Genomic DNA, 26,194 nt, shown 5'->3' with positions numbered 1-26,194 from the left:
TTTGTCGAGGCAAAGTTGAAATGTCCGGGCTCCAGCAAAGTTGAAATGTCCGGTTGTCCGGCGTCTTTTCAGCTTGTTTGTTCAGTCTTTTGGGGTTCCCGTAGGGCGGTGGTGCTGGCCTGACACGACGGAGTCCAGCTCAGGGTGGGGCTGTCATTCCAGCAGGGCGGATTTGAATTCCCAGGAGTAAGCGGAAATCAGTTCTCAGTTCCGTTAAGCGGCCACGGTTGCTGCTGTAAGCGTTTTAGCGCTTCCAACATGTCGTTCTGATCCAGCGAGCGCTGTGACTTCTTGCCTGGCGGTCGCCCACGCTTGCGGACAACGCCTTCGGTGGCAGGCAAAGAGAGAGATCGCGTGTTGTCGCGTTTCTCCTGAACGTACTGCGCCAGTTGCAATACGTGCCCCAGCCGCTTGTTATCCACGATTGCCCCCTGATCGACTTCCGACAGCTTGTCGTAGATGGTGTAGGGCAGGGCGACGCCATTCGCGCGTGGCTCGATCCTGCCGTCGGGGTAGTGATAGACGTCGATATAGCGACCGGCCAACTTCCGATGCTCGGGTGTATCTGCCAGCAGGTAGAGCATCTTGTCGTACTGGATCGTCAGGCTCTTGGAGACGCAGCGCGGCTCGCGCCAGGCGAAGATCAGATCCAGGTTCTCGTCCGGTCGCAGCGGACGATGGGCGTTATGGCTGTTGCGCGGGACCTTGGCGAAGCGCGCGTTGTAGTCCGCGATGAATTCGGGCATGAAGGCGTTGGCAGCTTCCATGGTGCTGATATTGCGAAGGCGCAGTTCCTTGACCAAGCGGTCCTGTAACGTCAGGTGGGTCCGTTCGACGCGGCCCTTGGCCTGGCTGCTGTTGGCGCAGATGCCCTCGATGTTCAGCTCGAACAAGGCCCGGGAAAACTGGGTATGGCCATCGCCGCCGGTCGCGTTCGGCTTGTTGACTCGGAACACGCTGGCCTTATCGCTGTAGAACGCCACGGGCTTGCCATGGCGCTCCAGATAGGCGCGCGTCGCGGCGAAGTATGTGAACGTGGCCTCGGAATGGGTAAAGCGCAGCTCCATGATCCGGCTGGTGGCGTCGTCGACATAGACCAGCAGCGTGCTGGCCGGCGCGCGTTCCTCAAACCAGCGGTGATCGCAGCCGTCGATCTGAATCAGCTCGCCATAGCAGGCACGGCGGTTGCGCGGCTGGTAGACCTTCGGCGGCCGCTGTTTGCGCGGTATCCAAAGCCCAGATGCCGTCATCAGGCGGCGTATCGTTTCCTTGGACAACGTGAGTCCATGGCGTTCGCGCAGCTTCTCGCAGGCCAGCGTCGGCCCGAAGTCGACGTAGTGTTCCCGGATCAGGTTCAGCGCCGCGGCTTCACGGTCGGCCGGCAGCCGGTTGTTGCTCGGGCGGCCGCGCTTGCGGGTCACGAGCCCTGACGGGCCTTCTTGCCGGTAGCGCTCCAGCAACCGCCGCAATTGCCGGTCCGTGATCTCCAACCGTTCGGCGGCCACACCAGGCCGTAACTGACCATCCACGACCGCCTGGACGGTCTTGAGCCTGTCTAACTCATGCATGCTGACTGTAATGACCTCGGATTTAGCCATCCTCTGGCGTCTCCATCGTGTTTCAACCGGGCAGGCTGAATACCACGAATGGACCACTCAGGCGGACATTTGAACTTTGCCAAAACCGGACATTACAACTTTGCCGCTACAACGTTGTCACGCATAATACGTCTTATGTTAAATCAGCGACGTATTCTGCGCTGGCTACGAACGGCGATTCCCACAGTCGGCCGGCAAGACTCCATGATTTCCCTTACTGCCTTTCCCCAAGTGCTACTGATTGCAGTTGTACCCATACTGGTGGCTCGCCGTTTAGCGCGGCGATCACATTGACTTACGGAACCGCCACGATGCTTGCAATTGCTGCCTGGATCACCTGCTCCTTCGCGGTTGGCCTTTTTGCCAACGCACTGGGACGCTCCGGCGCCACATGGACTATCTTTTCGTTGACCCTGAGTCCGTCGCTTGGATTGATCGTTGTCGCCGTCCTCGACAAGAAATGGAACAGGTCCGCTCGCGTGATGACTGCCATCGCCCCTGCAGCGGTGTCAGTGACCGTATAGCCTGCCCACAGGACCTCTTCGGGATCATCGCCGAGACCCCACACGCTAGCAGTGAGGTATCGTCAGCATTTGCAAGGAGGGCCGGATGGCCCTCACTTACTTCAGCATCTTCAACCGGTTGCTAGCCGCATGCGCGCCTTCGGTACCGGGATACTTGGTCACCACCTGTTCCAGCGTTTTGCGCGCGGCCGCCTTCTGCCCGGACTCCAGCTCATTATTGGCAACCGCGATCATTGCGTCCGGCACCTTGGGATGCGTCGGATAGGCATTGATCATTTTCTGCAGCACCCAGGTGGACGCCTTATAGTCGCGCTGCGCGTATAGCGAGTTGCCGAGCCAGAACTGCGCCAGCGGCAGGTACGGGCTCTGCGGATACCGCTTGATAAACGACGAGAATGAATTCCCGGCGCTCTTGAAATCGCCCGACTGAAAATGCTTGAGCGCGGCGTCGTATTCGGACTTCTCGCCCGGCTGCGAGGTGCCTTGGCGGTTCTCGACCGAAGCATGCTGCGGCTCGAACTTCTTCAGGCGCGCATCGAGGTCTGCGTAGTAATCCTTCTGCTGCTTCTGCAGCGTCGCCACCGTGTTCTGCAGCACTTCGTTCTGGCCGCGTAGCCGAGCCAGCTCCTGGCGTAGCCCTTCGAGCTGGTTCTGCAGTTCGAGCGTGGTGCGGCTGTTTTGCTCAAGGCGTTGGGTCGCAGTCGCCTGGAAATTGTTGAACTGGTCGCGCAGGTTGATGACCGTTTTGCGCGCCTGGTCATCCTCGAACACTCCGGCATGCGCCTGCGTGGGTGGCAGCATGCCTGCGCCAGCAATGGCGGCGAGCCACAACAGGGTGGAAACACGTACTTTCATGGATAGTCAGTGAGCTGATGTCGTTGATGTCCACGCGGCGGCTCTGCGCCCGCGAGGCTTCATCATGGCCTTAACCAGAGCGGCTGAAGCGCAGGGTCCCTGCTCGCCGCGCTGGTCCGCCAGTATCGCTTAGATGATTGAGGGAATGCGGAGGACGGCATCCCGGCAGGCACGCGATGGGAGGACGTGCCGCACAATTTTTCGTGGGTGGATGAACGCGAGTCGGGGCGTCGAGCGCTTCGAAGCATCATCGCGACGATCGATGAAGCGCCGTGCCCAGATGAACTGACAATCCGGGACGCACAACGAAAGCCGTGTTTGCGCCCCTTCAGTCACAAACACGGACAATCGAACGCCACCGAATGGAACAGAGACCCTCCCGCCGGGGTGTGCACCTTCTTACTTGGCGACTAGAGTTTCCGAATTTGTGAGGCTTGTGGACCCTTTGGGCCTTGCTTCACTTCAAATTCGACCTTGGCACCCTCGTCCAGCGACCGGTATCCACTTCCTTGAATTTCGGATTGGTGGGCAAACAAGTCCGCGCCCCCGTCGTCCGGCGTGATAAATCCATAGCCCTTCTCATTGTTGAACCATTTCACGGTGCCAGTTGCCATCTCGTCCTCTGAACTTTTTGTGTGAACAGAACGTGCAACGCCGGTACCACCTGGCGCTGCATACAGACGAGCATAGCCGAAGAGCTCATCATGGCGTCTCAGGGTTTACCGAGGTGACTGACTCGACGAACGCAGGTGCAAACCGTCACGTTGCGCGTGATTGCGCGTGATACTGCTTGGGGCGCCACAACAGTGGATTGCAGGCGTCACTACGCGCGCCTGACGGAACCCGGCCCTCTAATCCCGGCCTGCCCGCAGAACGGTCAATTCCAGGCCTGATCCACCTTTGGCAATCTTCAGCGCGGCCAGTTCTCCATCGAGACGAACGAAAGGTGCCAGGAGTCGCCTTAGCTGGTCCAGCAATGCACTTCCCAATTGCTCATCGTCCCGTCCGCCTTGCGCCCACTCATGATATTGATTGTGAGCTTCCACAACGCCATTCATAAATTCCAGCGCCATTGCAGTCCCCTCTTACGATATTTCCGCCAAAGCGTAGTCCCGTGGTGCGCTTTCGGAATATCGGGCAAAAGTATGTTTCGCGGATGAATAATGGGGCGTTGGAACCAGAATAATGCCCCGGCTGAAAGCACGGGCATCACCTCCGGATCCGGAGGTTCGGTGTCGACAACAGCGTCTCAGTGGCGCGCTGCAGGCGGAGCAGCGGTTTTGTCCTGGCTGCCGCTATCGCTGCGGCGCGGAACGCAAGACCGCTGTCGCGATTTCCCCGGCGAGTTCGCCCGCCGCTGCCAGTTCATTCTTGCTCAGGCCGCCGACAATGCGGGTCGTGCCCCAGTCGCCGCAGATCATGGCGACGCAGCGGTTGCGTACCTTGACGGGAATCAGCAGTACGGAACGCGTGTCGGGCATGGCGTCGCGATACCAGCGCGGGACGCGATGCGATACGGCTTTGTCCCTCAGGTCCTCGATCAGCAAAGGCTGCGGCGCGATCATCGCGAAATGGAACATGTCGGGCACGAAGCCTTCTTCGAACGACAGCCGCTCAAGCTTGTCCCGCATGCCGTCGCCAAACCCCAGGCGCGCGCTGAAGCGCTTGCTCGTCGGGTGCAGCAGCATCAGGAAACAGTGCGAGAAGTTCAGCGCCCGCATGGCCGACTCCAGCACCAGCGGAGCAAGCTGGGATACCGTCCTGCCCGCACCCTCCTGCCGAACCTCGTCGAGCGCGTGCAGCAGGCGCTTCAGCGTATCGGCGGGCTTGCCGCCCTCTTCCGCAACGCTGCCATCGCCCGAGTCAGGGGTCTCCGAGCGCGCCATCGTTGTCTTCAGCTTCCCGGCCTGCTGGATCGCCGTATTGACGTGGGACGGCTCCAGCCCGAGTCTCTGCGCATGGGCCAGCAGCGGTCCCAGGACGATTTCCTCCGGTTGCTCGGCAAGCATCGAGGCCGCCGCGTCGGACGACAGGCTGGCGACCGCGCCCAGCCAGTCGGCATGGGTTTCCAGGACGGATTCTTCGTGCAGTTCGCGGCCCAGCATGCCGTCCGCGATCAACGTCGGCAGGCGCCACCGGAAGGCTGCCGCCTTGGCGATCTCGTCGAACGAGATGCCGATGACTTCGCGGCAGGCATCGCTTTCGCTCATGGCGCCATCCGCGCTCAGCGTCGCGATGCGGTCCCACTCGTCCGGGAAATAGAAGATCACCATCAAGCGGCTGACGTGGTGCATCAGCGTGCAGACGACGCCCTCTTCCCCACCCAGGATGCCGCGCGCATCGTTCAGCGCACGGGTGATCTCGCCGGCCATGATGGCCTGCTTGAGCGCCCTCCCCGCCTGAGGCCGGTTGGGGGCCACGCCCTGGAAAAAGTCGAGTACCTGGACGCCCAGCGTCAGATGCGTAATGGTGTCCACGCCCAGCACCATGATGGCGCGGGATACCGTGGTGACCTCGCCGCCGAATGAACGGTACATGGCCGAGTTGGCCAGTCGGATGACTTTCTGTGAAAGGCTGAAGTCCGACAGGACCGTGCTGGCCATTTCCCCAATGCTCATGTCGCTGTTCAGCGTCTTGAAGACATTGTCGATGCAGTACTGCAGCGTCGGGAAATCGCCCTTCTGGACCATCCTGGCCCAGAGCTGATCAAGAAACTGTTTCTTTGGCATGTTCTCGATTACGCGGACAGTGCGTCCTCGGCGTCGATGCGGAACCTGCCTGCGCGGACAGCGTCCTCGAAATCATTGGGGGCCATCGCCCGGGCGAAGCGCCAGCCTTGTGCCAGCTCGCAGCGCTGGGCCGCCAGCAGATCGCATTGCGCGTCAGTCTCGACGCCTTCCGCAATGGCCACCAGCCCGAGTTCCCGCGCCAGCGACAGCACGGCGTAAACAATGGTTTGGGCGTGCGGGGAATCCACCATGTCCGCGACAAAGCTGCGGTCGATCTTCAGTGCCGACAGCGGAAACCTGCGCAGATAGGACAGGCTGGAATAGCCGGTGCCAAAGTCATCGACCGCAAAGCGGATACCCAGTGCCCTGAGTTCCTTCAGTAGATTCCCCGCCCCCTTCGGGTCCGTCATCAGCGCGCCTTCGGTGATCTCGAGCACCAGCCGGTGCGGGTCGATGCCGGTATCGCGGATCGCGCTGCGCACGCTGTCGACAAAGCCCGGATGCCTGAACTGCACCGGCGACACGTTGACCGACACGTAGCCAAGCTCCACCCCGTTAGCGTCCCACGCGGCCAGCTGCGCGCACGCGCAGCGTACCGCCCAGGCGCCAAGATGATTGATCAGTCCGTTGCTCTCGGCCAGCGGCACGAAAATCTCGGGCGAGATGGCCCCCTCGTTGCAATGCTCCCATCGCATCAGCGCCTCGACTGCGCAAACGGTGTCGGGGCCGACCCGGAAGATCGGCTGGTAATGCAAGAACAGTTCACCATTGAGGACCGCCTCGAACAGGTCCTGCTCGATGCGGAACTGCTCGTTCAGCCGGCGATCCAGTTCCGGCGAGTACAGGCAATAGCGGTTGTTGCCCTGCGCCTTGGCCTCGTACATGGCCCGGTCGGCCCGCCGCAGCAACTGCGCCTCGGTCTCCCGCTCGCCCGTGGCGAAAGCCAGGCCAATACTGGTCGTGACACGCACCTGGCAGCCGGCCAGGTGGAATGGCTGCCGGCAGACTCGCATGATCTGCTCGAGCACGCCCATTGCCGCCTCTTCGCTAGTCACGTCGTCGAGCAGGACCACGAATTCGTCGCCCCCCAGGCGCGCAACGGTGTCGCGGGTGCGTAGCGTCCCCGCGAGTCGCAGGCTAAGTTCTTTCAGCAGGATGTCGCCGACCTCGTGGCCGAGCGAATCGTTGACCTTCTTGAACCCATCCAGGTCCATCAGCGCAATCGCAAAGCGGCCGCGCTGCGCGGCATCGCCGGCGAAATACGCGTCCACCCGATTGCGGATCAGCCCCCGATTACCGACACCGGTGAGCGGGTCGGTGAGCGATTGTTCAGTCAGTCGGGCGAGTTTCCGGGCCCATTTGGTGACGTCGGTGCCAAACAGGAGTATTGATGTCCGGCCATCCGTGCCAGCATGTCGGCAAATGCGCAGATCGATCCAGCGCGTGCCGGTAATGGCGTTGGCAAATCGGATCTCGGCCTGTTTGGGAAGACCGTCGCGGAAACAGGCTTGCAGCAGTTGGGCGGCGCGCTCGCGTTCGTCGAAGGCGACAATGTCCTTGAGCGAGGCGCGCAGCAGGTACTCTCGCGGAAACGCCAGCAGATCGGCCGAAGCATTCGTGGCCTGGAGGATATTGCCGGTTTCGCTGACCTGCAGCGCCAGTCCACCCCATGCTTCCAGCAGCGCCCAGGCATCCCTGCTTCCGGCAGGAGCCATCGCTCCGGCAACGCCGCCGGAACGGTTCGGTTCCCGTGCGTTGCCTGCCTGAACAGCATCAAACGTGGACGACGTCATGTGGTCTTTGGCCTAGCCTGTTTGGCGATCGCGCCTTGCCGATCCCGGGGGCCGGCGGTACCGCGAGGGAACTCGGTAAAAAAGACAGCATTAATGGTTCAAAAACACGACTTGCCGCCGTGGGTGAATCGACGGGAAGCCAATTCTATTACGGCTACCCGGGGTCGCGCTTGAAAACCCGTCATGCCATTGACATTCACAACCTAATCCTCTCGTTTCAATAGCCGGGGGGTAGACAAAGCCCGGATCTACGGATATGCGGCCGCGTTAACGAGACTCAGGATTTCGCTATGTCAGTGGTTATCGGCAATGTTTGCCTTGTCTTTAGATTCCACGTGAACGCGAGTGGACGACGTCGCTCAATTCGCCCCTATGTCGGCTCTTCATGCTTCAGCCTTGCCGCACTGTTCTTGATGACATCGAGCACGGCGGCCGTCATGACCGCCGTCGATACGCCGAACATCAGGATGCCGTGGGCGGCCTCCATCGGACCAAGCAGGCGCCAGCGCTCGGACATGACAATGTCGCCATAGCCCAGTGTCGAGAAATTCACCGCCGAGTGGTAGAGCGCCTTCCCGAAGTCCGCGAACTCGCCAAGCAGCATGAACAGTGCCGCCCAGATCGTCACCTGGGCAAAATTGCCAAGCAGTGTGACCAGCATGATCGCCGACAGCATGGCGACATCCAGCCAGAGTGGTTCGCGGCCCTGCCACTCGTTTCGAAAGCGGGCATAGCGGCGCAGGCACACGGCCACGGCCAGTGCTTGCAGCACCAGGCACGCCAGCATGACCGGGGCTGCGACCAGCAGATGGAGGCGCATGGCGAGGTTTCCTTGTCAGGGCGTGGACGGCGAAGGGCGGCTACGCTGCTCTAGCAGTTCCAGCATCAGGCAGGCATACAGAGTGACCCCGATGAACAGGCCCATGCGGACTGCGAAGGCATGGTAGACGTCCTTGCCGGCCGCGCTGTCCTCGACCGACTGGCCCAGCAGGATGATCAGCGTCACCAGGGTGTTGAGCCAGAAGCCCGGCGAAAGCCCGCCGGCAGGTCCGGCAAAGAGCTTGCGCGCCAGCACCAGCGAGAACAGGAACATCCAGAGAAAGTACATCCACAGATGGACGAACAGGCCCAGGGCCCACCAGAACAGGACGGCCAGCAGTCCGCCGAGCAGCGTGGAACCAATCAGCTCGCGTGCGGCGCCGCGCGCCGTCGTGCAGCTTTGCCGCCCCAGGCTGACCGCCTTCATGAGGATTGGCATATAGGCCGCCGGATCCCCCAGCGCCAGCAGGACGGGCGGCATGACCACGAGCGCCGCGCGCAGCGCCATCCAGTCGGCGGTGCTTTGCGACACCGCTGGCGGACGCCGTGGTCCAGGCCCGGCCGCCGGCTCGGGAATCAACCAGAAACACAGTGCCAGGACCGTCACCGCAAGCAGCAACCCTTTGACGAGCGCGGCCACCACGGTCAGGGCCAGGCCGATGTCCGCGGTCCCCGCCACCGAAACCATGGTCAGGCCAGCCGCCAGGAACGTGCCGACCAGGCTGTTGCCGCCCCGCAAGCCATAGCGGAAGGCCAGGAACAGTCCGAGGCCGGTGATCAGCACCCCGCTGAACGGATACTGGCTCAGGAACGGCACCACCAGCAGGCCGCTGCCGGTGGCCAGCATGGCGACCAAGGCCAGCCCCACGGCAGCCCTTGCCGGCAACGGCCGGTCGAGCGAAGCCAGCACGAACGCGCCCAGCACCGGGGCCACCATCGGGATGGGCCAGTTCAGCCCGTAGCTGGTGGCAAGGCAGAGCGCGGTGCCAAGCGCCAGCCGCAGCGCCCGACGCCCGCGAATCGCGACCGCACCCGCCACGCCGCCGTCAGTAGACATAGGACAGCCAGCTCATCACGCGCAGGAACAGGCGGCCGAGCGGATTGAGCACGTTGCCCTCGGCCGGGAAGGCCATGACCTCGGCCTGCCCGCCCACGCGAATGCCCTTGAGCGTCTCCAGTTCGCCCTTGTCGATCTCGACGATCACCGGGAAGCGCTGCGCCGGACGCAGCCAGTCGCGGCTGTTCTGGATCGTCGGCAGGCTGCCCGGCGGCGGGCTCTGCCCCGCGCTGACGCCGTAGCCGACGCTGCGCACGCGGCCCGCAAGCACCCGCCCCGGCAAGGCGTCCAGCACGATCCCGACCGGCGTCCCGGCTTCGACGCGGGCAAGGTTGTTCTCGGTCATGTCCGCGCTGATCCAGAGGTCATGGATGGCAATCAGCGTCATGACCGGATTGCCGGCAGCGGCGTACTGACCGGCTTCCGTGCGCAGGTCGGTGATCAGGCCGGCGGTGCGTGCGCGCACCTGCGCGTTGGCAAGGTCGAGCTCGGCCTTCTCCAGCGCCCCCGCCGCACTGCGCAGCTTGGCGTTGTCCTCTTCGCTGCCGCCCTGCTGCTCGCGCGCGCGTTCGACCTCGGCCCGGGCCGCATCGACCTGGCTGGTGGCCTGGGTGTGGGTGGCGCGCGCCACCTCCAGCCGCCGCAACGATACGGTGCCGGGATCTTCGCTGTACAGGCGTTCCAGGCGATCGCTATCCTGGCGTGCCTTGACCTCGTTGGCCTGGGCGGCACGCAGCGCGGCCTGCGCCGACGCGATGCCCGCGGTGCTGGCGCCAATCTGCCGGCGCATCGATTCCAGGTCCGCGCGCGCCCGGTCCGCCGCGATGCGGTAGTGCTGCGGATCGACCTCGAACAGGACTGTGCCGGCCTGCACGTCCTGGTTGTTGCGCACCAGTACGCGCGTCACGCGGCCCGATACCTCCGACGCCACGGGGACGACGAAGGCCTGTATGCGCGCCTGCTGCGTATAGGGCGTAAGGCGATCCGCGAACAGGTACCACGCCAGGCTCAGCACGATCAGCGCCACCACCCACCTGACGCCCTTGCGCGCGGGGTCCGCCGATGGCGGCGGCGGTGCCGGTGTCGGTGCAGCGACGTCACTCATCAGGTCTGTCTCCTTGCACGGATGAGCGTTTGCCGGCTGGCTCGCTCGTTGCCTCTTCGATCAGCCCGCCCCAGTCGGTGCGTTGCTCCATCTGCTGACGCGTCGGCGCATCGACGAGCGGCTGCCCGGTCTGCCAGCCGCCGCCGAGCGCCTTGTACAAGGCGATAAGATTGCCCACGGCCGCGCTGCGGTTGACGAGGTAGGCATCCTGCTGGGCAAACAGCGCGCGCTGGGCATCCAGCACGCGCTGGAAATCCGAATACCCCTCGCGGAACAGGGCATTGGCCAGGGTCAGCGAGCGGTTGGCGGCCGTCGACGCCTCCTCCAGGATCGCCTCTCGCTCCAGCGCCTTGATCAGCCCGCTGGCGGCATCGTCCGCTTCGCGCGCGGCCTGGCGCACGCTGTCCTGGTAGGACACGATCAACTGCTGCAGGCGGGCATCCTGGATGCGCACGTTGTTGCGGATGCGTCCGTAATCGAGAATGTTCCAGCGCAGGCTCGGCCCCGCTATCACCACGAAGCCGTTCGGCGTGCCCGGCAGCGAGCTGGCCGACCAGCCGATGTTGCCGAGCAGGGTCAATGATGGATAGAGATCGGCCTTCGCCACGCCGATCAGCGCCGATTGCGCGGCCACCTGCAGCTCGGCGGCGCGGATATCGGGGCGTCGTAGCAGCAGGTTGGCAGGGACATCCTGCAGCACGGCGCGGTCGATCAGCGGCACGATGCCCTCTTTCTCGGGCATATCGAGCAATGCATGCATGGGCGCTGGCGGACGGCCAATCAGGATCGCGAGCGCATTGCGCGCATGCAGGATCTGGCCCTCCAGTTCCGGGATGCTGCTCAGGGTGCCGAGGTACTGCGTCTTGGCCTGCTGGAGGTCGAGCTCATCGCTCTCGCCGCCCTTGAACAGGCGCTCGGTGATTTCGAAGCTGCGCTTCTGCAGCCGGGCGTTTTCCTGGGCGATATGCAGCCGCGCTTGTGCGGCACGCAAGGTGAAGTAGGTCTGGGCCAGTTGCGCATGCAGCAGCACCAGCACGTCCTCATAGGTCGCGCGCGAGGCAAAGTAGGCCGCATCCGCCGATTCGATCGCGCGACTGAAGCGTCCCCAGAAGTCCAGTTCCCAGCCTACGTCCACGCCGGCGCTGTACTGCCAGACACGGGTGGGCTGGACGCCCCCGGACGGCCGGCTATGGACGTAGAGCGCTTCCGCACTGGCCTGCTGGACCTGCGGGTAACGGCCGGCCTGTGCAATGCCCAGCTGCGCCCGGGCCTCGACCACGCGTAGTCCGGCGATCCTGACGCCGGCGTTGTTGGCATCGGCCTCGGCAATCAGTCGTTCAAGGACGGGGTCGTTGAAAACCTGCCACCACTGGCTCAGGTCCGGCTGCTGCCGCGGCTGCGTGGCCTGCTCTAGTGCGGCGGTGCTCCATTGTTCGGTCCAGTTCGCGTGCTGGGCCTGGAAGTCCGGACCCAGCCGCGCGCATCCGCCAAGCAGCATTGCCACCGCCAGCAACCGGCAATGCAGCGCGGCCCGCTTTGCCATGGTCAGAGGCTGGCTGTTGCAGCCATGCCGTTCAGTTGCCGGCCTGGCCGGCCAGGAAACCAGCGCAAGACGCAGGACGCCTGGGGCCCGGTTCGGCGCCTGGTGCCAGGCGAGCCTTGACGGGTCGTCATTTCGGATGCGGGAACCTGCGGCATACGGGTCTCCTCTGCGAAACCGCCATGTGACGATTCGATAGACGTGGCAATTATGCGTTGCCAAGGTGATTTCGCCTATCCATCGTTCGTGTCAGGCGCGCAACAGCCGTGCGGCGCCTGGCACCCACAAGAAAACGGCCGGTCTTGCGACCGGCCGCTGGCTGAGTGTAGTGTCGTCAGCCTGACGCTCAGCGGTTGGCGACCTCGAAGCGGTCCAGGTTCATCACCTTGTTCCAGGCCGCGACAAAGTCCTGGACGAACTTCTCCCCGGCATCCGAGCAGCCATAGACTTCGGCCACCGCGCGCAGTTGCGAGTTGGAGCCGAAGACCAGGTCGACACGCGTGCCGGTCCATTTCAACTTGCCTGTTGCGCGATCGTAGCCTTCGAACACGTCCTTGCTGTCCGCGACCGGCTTCCACTCCGTGCGCATGTCGAGCAGGTTGACGAAGAAGTCGTTGGTCAGCGTTTCCGGGCGGTCGGTGAAGACACCGTGCTGCGTTTGTCCGACGTTCGCGTTCAGCGCGCGCAAGCCGCCGACCAGCACGGTCAGTTCCGGCACCGTCAGGGTCAGCAGTTGCGCCTTGTCGATCAGCAGTGTCTCGGCCGGGACCGCGTACGTGCCCTTCAGGTAATTGCGGAAACCATCTGCAATCGGCTCCATCACGCTGAACGACTGCACGTCGGTCTGTTCTTGCGACGCGTCCATGCGCCCGGGAGTGAAGGGGACCTTCACGTCGTTGCCACCCTTCTTCGCGGCCTGTTCGATGCCGGCGCAACCCGCCAGCACGATCAGGTCGGCCAGCGACACCTTCTTGCCGCCGCTCTGCGTGCCATTGAACTCGTTCCGGATACCCTCCAGGGTCTCCAGCACCTGGGCGAGCTGGGCTGGCTGGTTCACCTCCCAATCCTTCTGCGGCGCCAGGCGCAGGCGCGCGCCATTGGCACCGCCGCGCTTGTCGGAGCCGCGGAACGTCGACGCCGAAGCCCAGGCCGCGGACACGAGCTGCGACACCGGCACCCCCGAAGCCAGAATCTTGCCCTTGAGCGCGGCAATGTCCTGCTCGTCGACCAGCACGTGGTCCACGGCGGGGATCGGATCCTGCCAGATCAGTTCTTCGGCCGGCACCTCCGGACCCAGGTAGCGCGAACGCGGGCCCATGTCGCGGTGCGTCAGCTTGAACCATGCGCGGGCGAAGGCGTCGGCGAACTGGTCGGGGTTCTCATGGAAGCGCCGCGAGATCTTTTCATAGGCCGGATCCACGCGCAGCGAAAGGTCCGTGGTCAGCATGGTCGGGCCACGGCGCCGGGACGGATCATGCGGGTCGGGAATCGAATTGGCCCCGGCATCGCCCTTGGGCTTCCATTGATGGGCACCGGCCGGGCTCTTCGTCAGTTCCCAGTCATAGCCGAACAGGTTCCAGAAGAAATTGTTGCTCCACCTGGTCGGCGTGCTGGTCCAGATGACCTCCAGGCCGCTGGTGATGGCATCGCCCCCCTTGCCGGAACCATAGCTGCTGTGCCAGCCCAGCCCCTGCGCTTCGAGCCCGGCGGCTTCGGGCTCCGGGCCCACGTGGGAGGCCGGGCCGGCACCGTGCGTCTTGCCGAAGGTGTGGCCGCCAGCGATGAGCGCAACGGTCTCTTCATCGTTCATGGCCATGCGCGCAAAGGTCTCGCGAATATCCACGGCGGCCGCGGCCGGATCCGGGTTGCCGTTCGGGCCTTCCGGGTTCACGTAGATCAGGCCCATCTGCACAGCCGCCAGCGGGTTTTCGAGGTCGCGCTCGCCGGAGTAGCGCTTGTCGGCCAGCCACGTGCTTTCGGATCCCCAGTAGACATCCTGGTCCGGCTCCCAGACATCCTGGCGCCCGCCACCGAAACCGAACGTCTTGAAGCCCATCGATTCCAGCGCGACGTTGCCGGTCAATACGATCAGGTCGGCCCACGAAATCTTCTTGCCGTATTTCTGCTTGATCGGCCACAGCAGCCGGCGCGCCTTGTCCAGGTTGACGTTGTCGGGCCAGCTGTTCAGCGGCGCAAAGCGCTGCTGCCCCGAGCCCGCGCCGCCGCGGCCGTCGCCGGTACGGTACGTGCCGGCGGCATGCCAGGCCATGCGGACGAACAAACCGCCGTAGTGGCCGAAGTCCGCGGGCCACCAGTCCTGCGAATCAGTCATCAGCGCGGTGAGATCCTTCTTCACTGCCGCCAGATCCAGGCTCTTGAATGCCTCGGCGTAGTTGAACCCCTTTTCCATGGGATCGGCCAGCGAAGAATGCTGGCGCAGGATACTCAGGTTCAGCTGATTGGGCCACCAATCACGGTTCGATGTCCCCGAGCCGGCGGCGTGATTGAACGGACACTTCGCTTCAGTCGACATGTGTTCCCCTTGCTTAGTTGCATCCAGATCGTTCGCTATTGGATCGTTTGATCCCGACCGCACGGCTCAAGCCCCGGTACATCCAGCCACCGCCTTGCATAGAGTACTGTTTCTCCACACGGGCCGGAAATAGGTTTACTTCATGGCCGAGCAAGAAAAAAGCTAAGGCCTGAGCCGCATTCCATGTTCTTTCGCATCCTTCGGCTACGGACCTTCATGACCGGGCGGTTTCGCCCCGTTCGGGTGAGACACGCGCATCGGCGGCTAACCGGAATCGGCGGACAGTGTACGCCCGGCGACTAGAATGAAACAGCCCGGCCCCTCGGGTACACCAAAGCCACTGATACCACGCTGCAGGAAGGATTGCCATGACGGAACTCGAAAAGGACAAAGTCGTCGGCGTGCTGAACCGGATACTCGAAGCCGAGCTCGCCGGCGTGGTGCGCTACACCCACTATTCATTCCTCGTGTTCGGCTTCGGACGCATCCCGATCGTGTCGTGGCTGCGCGAGCAGGCTAACGAATCGTTGCTGCATGCCCACCTGGCGGGCGAATGGATCACGACGCTCGGCGCCTATCCGTCGCTGGGCATCGGCAAGCTGCTGGACAGCCATACGTTTGATATCGCTTCGATTTTGCGCGAATCCCTTGCGACAGAGACGCTTGCGCTGCAGCTGTACCGCGAACTGCTGGGCCTGGTCGAAGGCCGTTCGGTGGCGCTGGAAGAATATGCGCGTCAGCAGATCCAGGTCGAGGAACTGCACGCCGGCGAAGTCGACAAAATGCTGCGCAAGCCAGGACAGTCGGCAACGGCACAACCCAGCCCGGGTTGAACCCTACCCGCGCGGCCGCTGCCCTGCAGCCTGGTGGATCGCCGCGCGGATGCGCGAATACGTGCCGCAGCGGCAGACGATATTGCCGAGCGCCGCGTCGATGTCCGCATCGGTGGGCTTTGGCCTCGCCTTGAGCAGCGCGCAGGCGGCCATGATCTGCGCGCTCTGGCAGTAGCCACACTGGACCACGTCGACATCGAGCCACGCCGCCCTGACGGCGTCGATCTCCTTGCCCCCCACGCCTTCGATGGTCGTGATCTTCATGGCCGGGCTTAGCTTCGACAAGGTCAGCTGGCAGGCGAGTTCGGCCTTGCCATCGACATGCACGGTGCAGGCGCCGCAGATGCCCACGCCGCAGCCGAACTTGGTTCCCGTCAGCGCCAGGTCGCAACGCAGTATCCAGAGCAGCGGCATCTCGGGTTCCGCGTCCACGCTGACCGGCTTGCCATTTACGTTCAGGGTCGCCATGGTTGTCCTCCTCGGCTAGGCAAGCTTCAGCGGCAGCGCGCGCAGCCGCTGGCCGGTCAATGCGTACAGCGCGTTGGCCACTGCCGGCGCAATGGGTGGTGTGCAGACTTCCCCAGTGCCCTCCGGGGCCTCGGCGCTGGCGATGATCTCGGTCTGGATCGCAGGGCAATCCGCCATGCGCACCACCGGGAAGTCATGGAAATTCTTCTGCTGCACGACGCCATCCGCAAAGGTGATTTCCTGGAGCAGCGCCGCCGACAAGCCGAAGACGATGCCGCTCTCGGCCTGCTGGCGGATCAGGTTCGGATTCACCGGCGTACCGCAATCGATCACGCAGTACACGCGATGGACGCGGATGGTCTTGTCCCGCGCGACTGAGACCTCTGCCACCTGCCCGACGATGCTTCCGTACGACTGGTGCAGCGCCACGCCGCGTGCGCGCGCGATACCGTCGGCCGCGCGCTCCATCGGCTTGTTCCAGCCCGACAACGCTGCCACGCGCCGCAGCACGGCAAGGTGACGTGGATGCTCGCCCAGCAGCGCCGCGCGGAACGCAACCGGATCCTTGCCCGCCGCCACCGCCATCTCATCGAGAAAGCACTCCGTGAAGAAGGCCTGGTGCGAGTGCCCGACCGAGCGCCAGAAGCCGACTGGAATCGGCAGCTTGACATTCGCATGGGAAACGCTGGCCGCCGGCCATGCATAGGGCTGGTCGTAGGCACCTTCCGCCGCGGTCTTGTCGACGGGAATGCGCGGCAAGCCGAAGTCGCGCGCCATTATCTCCGGTACGATCGCCTGCCCTGCCGAACGGGCCTGCCAGCCCACGAGCCGTCCTTCGCGATCGAGACCGGCCCGCAACCGTGCCACGCAGGCCGGTCGGTAAAAGTCGTGCGTCATGTCTTGCGAGCGCGTCCAGATGGTCTGCACCGGCCGCCCCTTGGCCTCGCGCGCAATCGCAGCCGCCTGCGAGACGAAGTCCGCCTCGAGGCGCCGGCCGAAACCGCCGCCCAGCAGCATGACCCGCAAGTCGACCTGGTCGGGGCGCAGGCCAAGGATTTTTGCGGCATGGGCGCGGGCAATGCCGGGCACCTGGGTCGAGACCCACACCGTTGCCGCATGGTCCTCGTACTGGACGGTGCAATTGATCGGCTCGACGGCGCCGTGCGCAAGATAGGGCGCGCGATACTCGGCGTTGATGACCTTCGCGGCGCTGCGCAGTACCTCGTCGACATCGCCACGCGCATAGTATTCATGGCCATCATCGCGATCCAGTGCCGCGGCGATGCGCGCCATTAGCCTGGCGCTCGATGCGCCCGCCGCCGGGCCAGGGTCCCAGTCGACCTTCAACACATCCAGCGCCTGCATCGCGCGGAACGCATTGTCGGCAATCACGGCCACGCCACCCGTGCCGCCGTTGAAAGGCGGCACCACGAACGCCTTCACAACCCCACGTTGCGCCAAGGCTGCAGTGACGTCGGCATGCTTGACGCGGCCGCCGACGGTCGGGCACATCAGCACGCTGGCGTACAGCAGCCCCGGTGGCAAGGCATCGATGCCAAAGCGCGCCGAGCCGTTGGTCTTTGCCGCCGCATCGAGCCTGTGCAGCGGGCGGCCGATCAGGCGGAACGCGGACGGTTCTTTGAGCGAGACCTTGTCCGGCATCGGCTGGCGTGCGGCATCCGCAGCCAGTTCGCCGAAGGTCACGGAGCGTCCGGAGCCATGCAGGACCCTGCCGTCTTCCGTGCGGCATTCCGATTCGGTCACGCGCCAACGCTGCGCGGCCGCGGACACGAGCATGGCGCGTGCCGATGCTCCGGCCTCGCGCAAGGGCATCCACAGGTCGCTGAGGCCGGAGGACCCGCCCGTGACAATCCCGCCGATCTCGCGCATCAGCTTGCGCGTGACGTGGTCCGCATAGCGACGGATCAGGCGATGATCGTCCGGATGAAAGGGCAGCCCGTCGACCACGACCTGAAGGTTGTTGAAGATCTTGTCGGGGGGCGCGTTCTCCACGCGCACGCGGCGCCAGTCGGCATCGAGTTCCTCGGCGAGGATCATCGCCAGACCGGTATGCACGCCCTGCCCCATTTCCGAGCGGCACATCATGATGGTGACGCTGTTGTCGGCGTCGATCTTGACCCATCCATTGAGCGCCACCTCGGTGCCTTGCGTCGGCAGCGGCACCGATGTGGTCAGGCGCTGGCGCACGGGCAGCACAGTCCAGCCGACAAGCAAAGCGCCTGCCGCGCCGATTGCGCCGATACCGCCGAAGACGAACGCTCTGCGCTTCATGGTGGGGTCAAGGCATGGCGTGTGCCGCGGCCAGCAATTCGTCGGCAGCCTTTTCGGCCATCATGTAGATGGCGCTGACCGGAAAAAAGCCCGGAATGCGCGGGAATGCCGAGGCATCCACCACACGCAGCCGACGCGTGCCATGCACGCCGAAACGGCTGTCCAGCACGCCGCCCGAAGCCGGTGCACCGATGGGGCACGAGCACGACGCATGGTGCCCCCAGGCGTTGTCGCGGATATAGCCGGCCAGGTCTTCATCGCTCTGGACGTGCGTGCCGGGCAGCTCTTCCTGCGCGATATACCCCTGCTGCGCCAGCGGCTGGGCCAGGCCTCGCACAAAGCGGATCGCGCCGATCAGCGCGCGCATGTCCTCGCCCTTCGGATCATCCGCTTCCTCGAAATACCGGAAGTCGATATCGGGCACGTCGCGCGGATCGGCCGAACGCAGTGACACGATGCCGGCGCGGTTGCGCGTGTGCCCCTTGAGGATCGCCCACGTCAGCATGTTGTCGTGCTCCGCGAAGACTTTGGAATAGCCGGGGTAGTAGCCAACAAATCGTTCGAGCAACGCCATGCAGAACATATCGGGCACCGGCGTGCGCCGGCCCGAACGGCGAATCACCGCTGTCGCCACGCCGTTGGTGGTGTAGACGCCGTCGCGCGCATCGAACCAGCTGCGATACGGCGCATCGTCTCGCACGAATTTCACGCCGTGAAGCACGTCCCATGAGCGCGACATCCGGTTCACGACTCCGATCTCATAACGGTCCTGCAGGTTGCGGCCGACGCCGGGCAGGTCCACGCGTACCGGAATGTCGTACTTGCGCAAATGGTCGGCCGGCCCGATGCCGGACAGCATCAGCAATTGCGGCGTGTTGAACGCGCCGCCCGCAAGAATGACCTCGCGCCGCGCGCGGACCTGACGCCGCTCGCCCGCCTCTGCGTTGGGCTTTGCATGGGCCTGATAGAGATGCCTGCCCTTCAGGTACTCGACGCCGCAGGCGTTGTCCTGATCGTCGAACAGGATGCGCGTGGCCAGTGCGTCCATTTCGATATGCAGCCGCGCCGGATGCCGCTGCGCCACGTCCAGCAGGCGTTCGCGCGTACCGTGGCGCGCATGGCGCTGCGTGGTCAGCGGCGTGTAGCAGACGCCGTGAAAGCAGCGCCGCCCCCACAGCCGCGAATTGGGATCGCCCTGCCAGCGGATCAGCCGCAGCCATGCGCGCAGGCGCCGCGGCACGCTTCGCGCGGCCAGTTCCATCGAGCCGATGATGACGCGGACCAGCGCATCGTCGGCCAGCGCTTCCAGCGGCATCGCACGTTCGGTGTGCAGCCACCCGTCCCATCCGTGCAGCGTGGGATCCACGCCAAAGCGTCGCGCCAGGTTCCACAGTGGCCGATGGTGGCATTGTTCGACGCGTTTGGTATATCGGTGCATGCGAGCCGCCGTCCATGACGGGTCGCCGGTCAGGTCGGCAATATAGTCCCAGTCCGCATCGTGGGGATACACGAAGATCAGCGCGTTGTGCGCGGTGCAGCCGCCGAGCGTGCCCGCGCGCGGATACAGCACGCCCGACGGCCCGCATTTGGGATCGCGGCGCTGCTGGGCGTCATCGGCATAGTGGCGCACGAAGAAATTCCATGCCATGGCCGGGTTCTCGCTGGCGCAGGCATGGAAGCCCGGCACGTCGTAGTCCTCGGGCATGCACGACATCTCATGCGCGCGCGCATCGCAGCCGGCTTCCAGCACGCACACGCGCATGCCGGCCTCTGCCAGGCGTGCGGCCAGCGTACCGCCGCCAGCGCCGGATCCGACGACTACGTAGTCCCATTCCGTTTCATCTCGCCCAGACATAGCCCCCCGCCACGTCGTCGGCCTTGCATGGTCAGAACGTCTTCAGGAAGGCGATCAAGGCCCGCTTGTCGTCATCGCTCAGCACGGGTTCCTTGCCGAACGCCCGCTCGTCGGCACTCAGGCCGTCCTGGTTGTTGAACTCCGCGGTGCCGAAGTAGTGGCCGCGGTTGACCACGAAATCCGGGCACTTGCTGAGTTGCAGCATCGGCTTGACCACGTCCGCATAGATCCGGCGCAAGTCATCCTCGGTCGCGCCTTCAGGCACCGAAGCAAGGTCTCCCTTGAGCTTGACCAGCAGCTTGAGCACCTTGGCCGCGTGCTCTGCCTTGGCGACCGGGTCGGAGGTCTCCGACAACGGCTGCAGGTTCGCCAGAAGATTCACGGGCATCCTGGCCGGCGCCGGGCCGATGGTCACGTCGCCGCTTTCGCCCACCAGCCAGGGCACCCAGCGGTGGAGCAGGTCCTCCATGGGCCGCAGCGCATCCGGCACGAAGCCGACCGGGATGGTGATCTGGCTGCGTTCCGTGGTGCGGTCGATCACGCCCGGGACTTTCGTGCCGAGCACGGTGTCATGAGCGCGCTTTTCGGGCCACAGCAGCTGTTCGATCGATGCGTCGAAGACTTGCATGCGGCTTTTGACGGAAGGATCGCTGCTGAATGGCCCGAGCGAATTGTTGAGCAGGAACGGCGCCGTCGACCAGATGCTGATCAGCGACGGCACCCGCGTATAACCGCGGCCACCGGCCGGCATGCGGTAGGGCCAGCGCTCGGCGGTGAACGGGTCGTACAGCGTCACGGTGCCGACCGACGGCAGGCTCTTGTAGGTCTGCGAGGAAAAGTTGTCCCAGATATTGCCGCGGATCGCGTTGGTGGCCAGCGGGCTGCAGATATTCGTGCGCAGCAGCGTGGATGGCACGCGCACATCGCTCGACAGGTAGTTGTTGGCAAGGAAGTCCGGCGCGTTGACGATGTCGCGCATCTTTGCCTTGTAGTCATCGGTCTGGGTCCATTTCCAATAGCGCTGGACGCAACCAAGGTACTTGTCGCCGCCGCAGTCGCGCATCTGGAGGTCCGCTGGCGGCGGCGGTCCCTTGCTCGAATGGCAGCGCGCGCACGTCTCCGCGAACACGGTCTTGCCCCGGTCCAACAGACGGGCGCCGTCCGGCGTTGCAGGATCGGCAAGGTAGGCCCTGCCACCCGGGGCGTCAGCGAGGTGGTCGGCCGGCGTCGATTTCAGCAGGAACGCGGCCATGTTGAAGGAGCCGGCCTCCGTGGCACGCCAGTACGAAGAATTCTTCTGCGCCACCGCGATCTCGATCGGAGAGATCGACTTGCCGCCGAGGATCGGATTGAAATGCAGCAGCCATTCCTCGCTGAACAACCCGATGTTCAGGTAGACGCGATTCAGTGCGCCGAGTACGCCGACGGAATCGGCGCCGTCCTTCAGTACGTGCGGCGTCCAGACCGTATCCGGCGCCTTGTAGAACTCTGAAAGCGCCCCGGTCTGGACGAAATCGTTCAGCTGCTTGTTGTTCTTCTCGCCGCCGGCGATGGTCTCCTGTCCGAGCCGCCGGGCCACGCCCATGCGCGCCATCAGGTCGTAGAGCGCATTCATCGTGCGCGGGTTGTTGATGTTGTCGGTCGAGACCAGCGAGGTGTCCATCGCCCCCGGGCGGAAGGTATGGACGAGCTGGAACATGAAGTTCTGCTTGCCCGCGGGCGTGGAGGCGTTGTGGATGAAGAGCCGGTCGACCCACATATACTGCGCACCGACGGTGGAACTGAGTTCCGCCCATTGCGGATGCTCGGGGTCCGCTGGCGGATGGATCGGGCTCGGGCCGACGTGGCAGAAACCGCAAGACATACCCACACGGTAAGGCCGCACGAGATCGGCGCGGTTGTAGTAGGACGGATCGGTGTAGTAGCGCTCCGCGTCCCAGGCCTTGGCGGCCTTCTCGTCGAAGGCGGGATTGGGGAAGAGCCGCAGGCCGACAATGCCGGTCGGGTAGCCGTAGTACGAGCCGACCGGAAGCTTCTGGCCACTGGCGAAGGTCGTGCCGCGCGCGCCGGTCTTGACGCCCGGGTACGCCTGCTCGTTCTCGAACGGATCGGCCGGGCAATCCTTGGCGCGCTGGTCCAGCCACAAGCCAAAACGCTGCGGATCCGGTCCGGCTGGCTTGCTGAAGCATGGCTCGTTGAGGAGGCCAAGATAGGCCCAGCGGTTATCGCGCGAATAGCCCTGGCCTGGATGGGAGCTAATCGACTTGAGCAGGTCGAATGCGCCGAACGTGTAGTTCGTCATCGCGTCCCAGAACCGGTCATTGCCACCGGTCCACACGATCCACATGTTGCGGCCCTGGATCTCTTCCCTGGTCAGGGACACGCCGCGGTCCATGTCGCGGAAGTAGTCTTCCGCCGCATGCCTGAATGACTCGGCATTGCGGCCCGCCTGCTGCGCTTCATCCTCGACGTGGCCGGCTTTGAGCCTGGAGCAGCCACTGGCGGTCACCACACAGCAAAAGATGGCCGCCCAAAGCATCGATTTGCTGTGCAGGTTCACCGTCGTCCCTCCCCGGCCGGATGGTCTACCACAGCAGCGTGTGCGCTACGCACGCCGTTGAGTACAGATAAACCTAGAAATGACGTGAGGAGAAGTCAAGCTTGTTACTGATCTACAACGCTATTTGTCCGCCGTGAGTTCGACGATGTTTCCGACAGAGATAAGCAAAGCGATGCACGGGCGCACTGGCCGATGCGTTGTGGAATGGTCCGCGCCAATCCGGCGCCACCAAAGCAAAAACCCCTCGCAGCACATGCTGTCGAGGGGTTTTGCATTGTAAGAGCCTGGCGATGACCTACTTTCACACGGGTAATCCGCACTATCATCGGCGCGGAGTCGTTTCACGGACCTGTTCGGGATGGGAAGGGGTGGTTCCAACTCGCTATGGTCACCAGGCATAAGGGGTTGTGAGGCTGACGCGGTCAACCTCACCAATTCGGGATGTAGTTCTGTAGTCTTGGGTTGTGCTTGTCAACGCACGGCACAGGCGATTCTCTCACCAGGCTAAAACACACTGGTTATAGGATCAAGCCTTACGGGCAATTAGTACTGGTTAGCTTAACGCATTACTGCGCTTCCACACCCAGCCTATCAACGTCCTGGTCTCGAACGACCCTTCAAGGCGGTCAAGCCGCCAGGGAATCCTCATCTTCAGGCGAGTTTCCCGCTTAGATGCTTTCAGCGGTTATCTCTTCCGTACATAGCTACCCTGCGATGCCTCTGGCGAGACAACAGGTACACCAGCGGTACGTCCACTCCGGTCCTCTCGTACTAGGAGCAGCCCCCGTCAAGATTCCAACGCCCACGGCAGATAGGGACCAAACTGTCTCACGACGTTTTAAACCCAGCTCACGTACCTCTTTAAATGGCGAACAGCCATACCCTTGGGACCGGCTACAGCCCCAGGATGAGATGAGCCGACATCGAGGTGCCAAACACCGCCGTCGATATGAACTCTTGGGCGGTATCAGCCTGTTATCCCCAGAGTACCTTTTATCCGTTGAGCGATGGCCCTTCCATTCAGAACCACCGGATCACTATGTCCTGCTTTCGCACCTGCTCGACTTGTCGGTCTCGCAGTTAAGCACGCTTTTGCCATTGCACTTTAGGTACGATGTCCGACCGTACCAAGCGTACCTTCGAACTCCTCCGTTACACTTTGGGAGGAGACCGCCCCAGTCAAACTGCCTACCATGCACTGTCCCCGACCCGGATTCACGGGCCAAGGTTAGAACCTCAAACAAACCAGGGTGGTATTTCAAGGACGGCTCCACGTAGACTAGCGTCCACGCTTCAAAGCCTCCCACCTATCCTACACAGATCGGTTCAAAGTCCAATGCAAAGCTACAGTAAAGGTTCATGGGGTCTTTCCGTCTAGCCGCGGGGAGATTGCATCATCACAAACACTTCAACTTCGCTGAGTCTCGGGAGGAGACAGTGTGGCCATCGTTACGCCATTCGTGCAGGTCGGAACTTACCCGACAAGGAATTTCGCTACCTTAGGACCGTTATAGTTACGGCCGCCGTTTACCGGGACTTCAATCAAGAGCTTGCACCCCATCATTTAATCTTCCGGCACCGGGCAGGCGTCACACCCTATACGTCCACTTTCGTGTTTGCAGAGTGCTGTGTTTTTATTAAACAGTCGCAGCCACCATTTTATTGCAACCCCTTCACCCTTCTGGCGCAGGCCAGTCAAGCTACCAGGGCGTACCTTATCCCGAAGTTACGGTACCAATTTGCCGAGTTCCTTCTCCCGAGTTCTCTCAAGCGCCTTAGAATACTCATCTCGCCCACCTGTGTCGGTTTGCGGTACGGTCTCGTATGACTGAAGCTTAGAGGCTTTTCTTGGAACCACTTCCAATTGCTTCGCAGCACTAGGCCGCTCGCCCCATAGCCTTGAATTACGCGCCCGGATTTGCCTAAGCGCCTTCTCCACTACAGGGACCGGGACTTCCAACACCCGGACAACCTTCCGCGATCCGTCCCCCCATCGCATCATACGACGGTGCAGGAATATTAACCTGCTTCCCATCAGCTACGCATCTCTGCCTCGCCTTAGGGGCCGACTCACCCTACGCCGATGAACGTTGCGTAGGAAACCTTGGGCTTACGGCGAGGGGGCCTTTCACCCCCTTTATCGCTACTCATGTCAGCATTCGCACTTCCGATACCTCCAGCATCCTTTACAAGACACCTTCACAGGCTTACGGAACGCTCTCCTACCACGCACATTGCTGTGCGTCCGCAGCTTCGGTATATAGCTTAGCCCCGTTACATCTTCCGCGCAGGACGACTCGATCAGTGAGCTATTACGCTTTCTTTAAAGGGTGGCTGCTTCTAAGCCAACCTCCTGACTGTTTTAGCCTTCCCACTTCGTTTCCCACTTAGCTATATTTGGGGACCTTAGCTGGCGGTCTGGGTTGTTTCCCTCTTGACACCGGACGTTAGCACCCGATGTCTGTCTCCCGTGATTGCACTCTTCGGTATTCGGAGTTTGCTATGGCGGGGTAATCAGCAATAGACCCCCCAACCATGACAGTGCTCTACCCCCGAAGGTGAGACACGAGGCACTACCTAAATAGTTTTCGGAGAGAACCAGCTATTTCCAGATTTGTTTAGCCTTTCACCCCTATCCACAGCTCATCCCCTAACTTTTCAACGTTAGTGGGTTCGGTCCTCCAGTACGTGTTACCGCACCTTCAACCTGGCCATGGATAGATCATCTGGTTTCGGGTCTACACCCAGCGACTGAACGCCCTGTTCGGACTCGCTTTCGCTACGCCTGCCCTAATCGGTTAAGCTTGCCACTGAATGTAAGTCGCTGACCCATTATACAAAAGGTACGCCGTCACCCGTTTCCAGGCTCCGACTGTTTGTATGCATGCGGTTTCAGGATCTATTTCACTCCCCTCCCGGGGTTCTTTTCGCCTTTCCCTCACGGTACTGGTTCACTATCGGTCGATCACGAGTATTTAGCCTTGGAGGATGGTCCCCCCATCTTCAGACAGGATTTCACGTGTCCCGCCCTACTTGTCGTACACCTAGTTCCACAACGCTGTTTTCGCATACAGGGCTATCACCTGCTATGGCCGGGCTTTCCATCCCGTTTTGCTAACAACACTGCTAAAGAGTACAAGGCTCTTCCCATTTCGTTCGCCACTACTCTGGGAATCTCGGTTGATTTCTGTTCCTGCAGCTACTTAGATGTTTCAGTTCGCCGCGTTCGCTTCCCTGGCCTATGTATTCAGCCAGGGATGACCCATTCGGGCCGGGTTTCCCCATTCGGACATCTCCGGATCAAAGCTTGTTTGCCAGCTCCCCGAAGCTTTTCGCAGGCTACCGCGTCCTTCATCGCCTGTGATCGCCAAGGCATCCACCACATGCACTTGTTCGCTTGACCCTATAACGAGTGTGTCTCAGTGAGACCCTTCGCTACAGGTGAGTTCTCGCATTTGTGCCGTATTCCAAGTCATCTTTCGATCACTTAAATACATTTTGGTTGATACAATCACAACCCGGTATCGCGTTGGTTACTGCAGCGTCTCATCAACGCTCGCGCGACACCTTTACTACATCCCATATTGTTAAAGAACAGCCGATTCGCAGGGCAGACCCGCGATCGCTTGGCAA

General features: G+C 62.8%; 16 protein-coding genes and 2 rRNA genes. 1 reads left to right on the top strand and 17 read right to left on the bottom strand.

Annotated features, from left to right (window positions below; all coding sequences use genetic code 11):
• Positions 1-197: 197 nt before the first annotated feature.
• The 11 genes from AC3FKG_RS29115 to katG form a co-directional block, all read right to left on the bottom strand.
• Positions 198-1,598 carry an ISNCY family transposase gene (locus tag AC3FKG_RS29115; RefSeq protein ID WP_488743847.1) on the bottom strand — a complete coding sequence of 467 codons (1,401 nt, stop codon included), beginning with the start codon at positions 1,596-1,598 and terminating at the stop codon, positions 198-200.
• 620 nt (positions 1,599-2,218) lie between these two features.
• Complete coding sequence (ybgF, locus tag AC3FKG_RS29110) at positions 2,219-2,977, bottom strand: tol-pal system protein YbgF (RefSeq protein ID WP_483711345.1); 759 nt, start codon at positions 2,975-2,977, stop codon at positions 2,219-2,221.
• A 410-nt stretch (positions 2,978-3,387) separates the two neighbouring features.
• Positions 3,388-3,591, bottom strand: coding sequence for a cold-shock protein (locus AC3FKG_RS29105; RefSeq protein ID WP_483711344.1), 204 nt, complete (start codon positions 3,589-3,591; stop codon positions 3,388-3,390).
• A 237-nt stretch (positions 3,592-3,828) separates the two neighbouring features.
• The gene (locus AC3FKG_RS29100; protein ID WP_483711343.1) at positions 3,829-4,050 is read right to left on the bottom strand and encodes a hypothetical protein; all 222 of its coding nucleotides are present in this window, start codon (positions 4,048-4,050) and stop codon (positions 3,829-3,831) included.
• A 222-nt stretch (positions 4,051-4,272) separates the two neighbouring features.
• On the bottom strand, positions 4,273-5,706 hold the full coding sequence (locus AC3FKG_RS29095; protein WP_488744799.1) for an HDOD domain-containing protein: 1,434 nt from the start codon (positions 5,704-5,706) through the stop codon (positions 4,273-4,275).
• Positions 5,707-5,714: 8 nt separating this feature from the next.
• Positions 5,715-7,499 carry a putative bifunctional diguanylate cyclase/phosphodiesterase gene (locus AC3FKG_RS29090; RefSeq protein WP_488744798.1) on the bottom strand — a complete coding sequence of 595 codons (1,785 nt, stop codon included), beginning with the start codon at positions 7,497-7,499 and terminating at the stop codon, positions 5,715-5,717.
• A gap of 370 nt (positions 7,500-7,869) precedes the next feature.
• A complete protein-coding gene (locus AC3FKG_RS29085; RefSeq protein WP_483711340.1) occupies positions 7,870-8,319 on the bottom strand; it encodes an ion channel in 450 nt (149 codons plus the stop codon).
• Positions 8,320-8,334: 15 nt separating this feature from the next.
• Entirely contained in the window at positions 8,335-9,375 is a 1,041-nt protein-coding gene (locus tag AC3FKG_RS29080; RefSeq protein WP_483711339.1) for a DUF2955 domain-containing protein, read from the bottom strand.
• The gene (locus tag AC3FKG_RS29075; RefSeq protein ID WP_483711338.1) at positions 9,365-10,480 is read right to left on the bottom strand and encodes an HlyD family secretion protein; all 1,116 of its coding nucleotides are present in this window, start codon (positions 10,478-10,480) and stop codon (positions 9,365-9,367) included. The genes AC3FKG_RS29080 and AC3FKG_RS29075 overlap by 11 nt, the downstream gene beginning before the upstream one ends.
• On the bottom strand, positions 10,473-12,023 hold the full coding sequence (locus AC3FKG_RS29070) for an efflux transporter outer membrane subunit (protein WP_488744797.1): 1,551 nt from the start codon (positions 12,021-12,023) through the stop codon (positions 10,473-10,475). The genes AC3FKG_RS29075 and AC3FKG_RS29070 overlap by 8 nt, the downstream gene beginning before the upstream one ends.
• A gap of 343 nt (positions 12,024-12,366) precedes the next feature.
• Positions 12,367-14,553 carry a catalase/peroxidase HPI gene (gene katG, locus AC3FKG_RS29065; RefSeq protein WP_483711336.1) on the bottom strand — a complete coding sequence of 729 codons (2,187 nt, stop codon included), beginning with the start codon at positions 14,551-14,553 and terminating at the stop codon, positions 12,367-12,369.
• Positions 14,554-14,921: 368 nt separating this feature from the next.
• Here katG and AC3FKG_RS29060 point away from each other — a divergent pair, with 368 nt between their 5' ends.
• A complete protein-coding gene (locus tag AC3FKG_RS29060; RefSeq protein ID WP_483711335.1) occupies positions 14,922-15,386 on the top strand; it encodes a ferritin-like domain-containing protein in 465 nt (154 codons plus the stop codon).
• Between the two features lie 3 nt (positions 15,387-15,389).
• Here AC3FKG_RS29060 and AC3FKG_RS29055 read toward each other — a convergent pair whose 3' ends face one another.
• The 6 genes from AC3FKG_RS29055 to AC3FKG_RS29030 all read right to left on the bottom strand — a co-directional run bounded on the left by AC3FKG_RS29055 (position 15,390) and on the right by AC3FKG_RS29030 (position 25,964).
• Positions 15,390-15,854: a (2Fe-2S)-binding protein gene (locus tag AC3FKG_RS29055; protein WP_483711334.1), complete on the bottom strand. Its 465-nt coding sequence runs from the start codon at positions 15,852-15,854 to the stop codon at positions 15,390-15,392.
• A 15-nt stretch (positions 15,855-15,869) separates the two neighbouring features.
• Positions 15,870-18,146, bottom strand: coding sequence for a xanthine dehydrogenase family protein molybdopterin-binding subunit (locus tag AC3FKG_RS29050; protein ID WP_488744796.1), 2,277 nt, complete (start codon positions 18,144-18,146; stop codon positions 15,870-15,872).
• A 7-nt stretch (positions 18,147-18,153) separates the two neighbouring features.
• Positions 18,154-20,001, bottom strand: a complete 1,848-nt coding sequence (locus AC3FKG_RS29045) for a GMC family oxidoreductase (RefSeq protein WP_488744795.1) — start codon at positions 19,999-20,001, stop codon at positions 18,154-18,156.
• 31 nt (positions 20,002-20,032) lie between these two features.
• Positions 20,033-22,561: a hypothetical protein gene (locus AC3FKG_RS29040; RefSeq protein WP_483711331.1), complete on the bottom strand. Its 2,529-nt coding sequence runs from the start codon at positions 22,559-22,561 to the stop codon at positions 20,033-20,035.
• A gap of 282 nt (positions 22,562-22,843) precedes the next feature.
• Positions 22,844-22,957: ribosomal RNA gene (gene rrf / locus AC3FKG_RS29035) — 5S ribosomal RNA — on the bottom strand.
• Between the two features lie 126 nt (positions 22,958-23,083).
• Positions 23,084-25,964, bottom strand: a 23S ribosomal RNA gene (locus tag AC3FKG_RS29030).
• Positions 25,965-26,194: the final 230 nt, after the last annotated feature.

The organism is Cupriavidus sp. 22TCCZM04-2, assembly GCF_057798895.1.
This window is presented reverse-complemented; position numbering and strand designations above follow the sequence as displayed.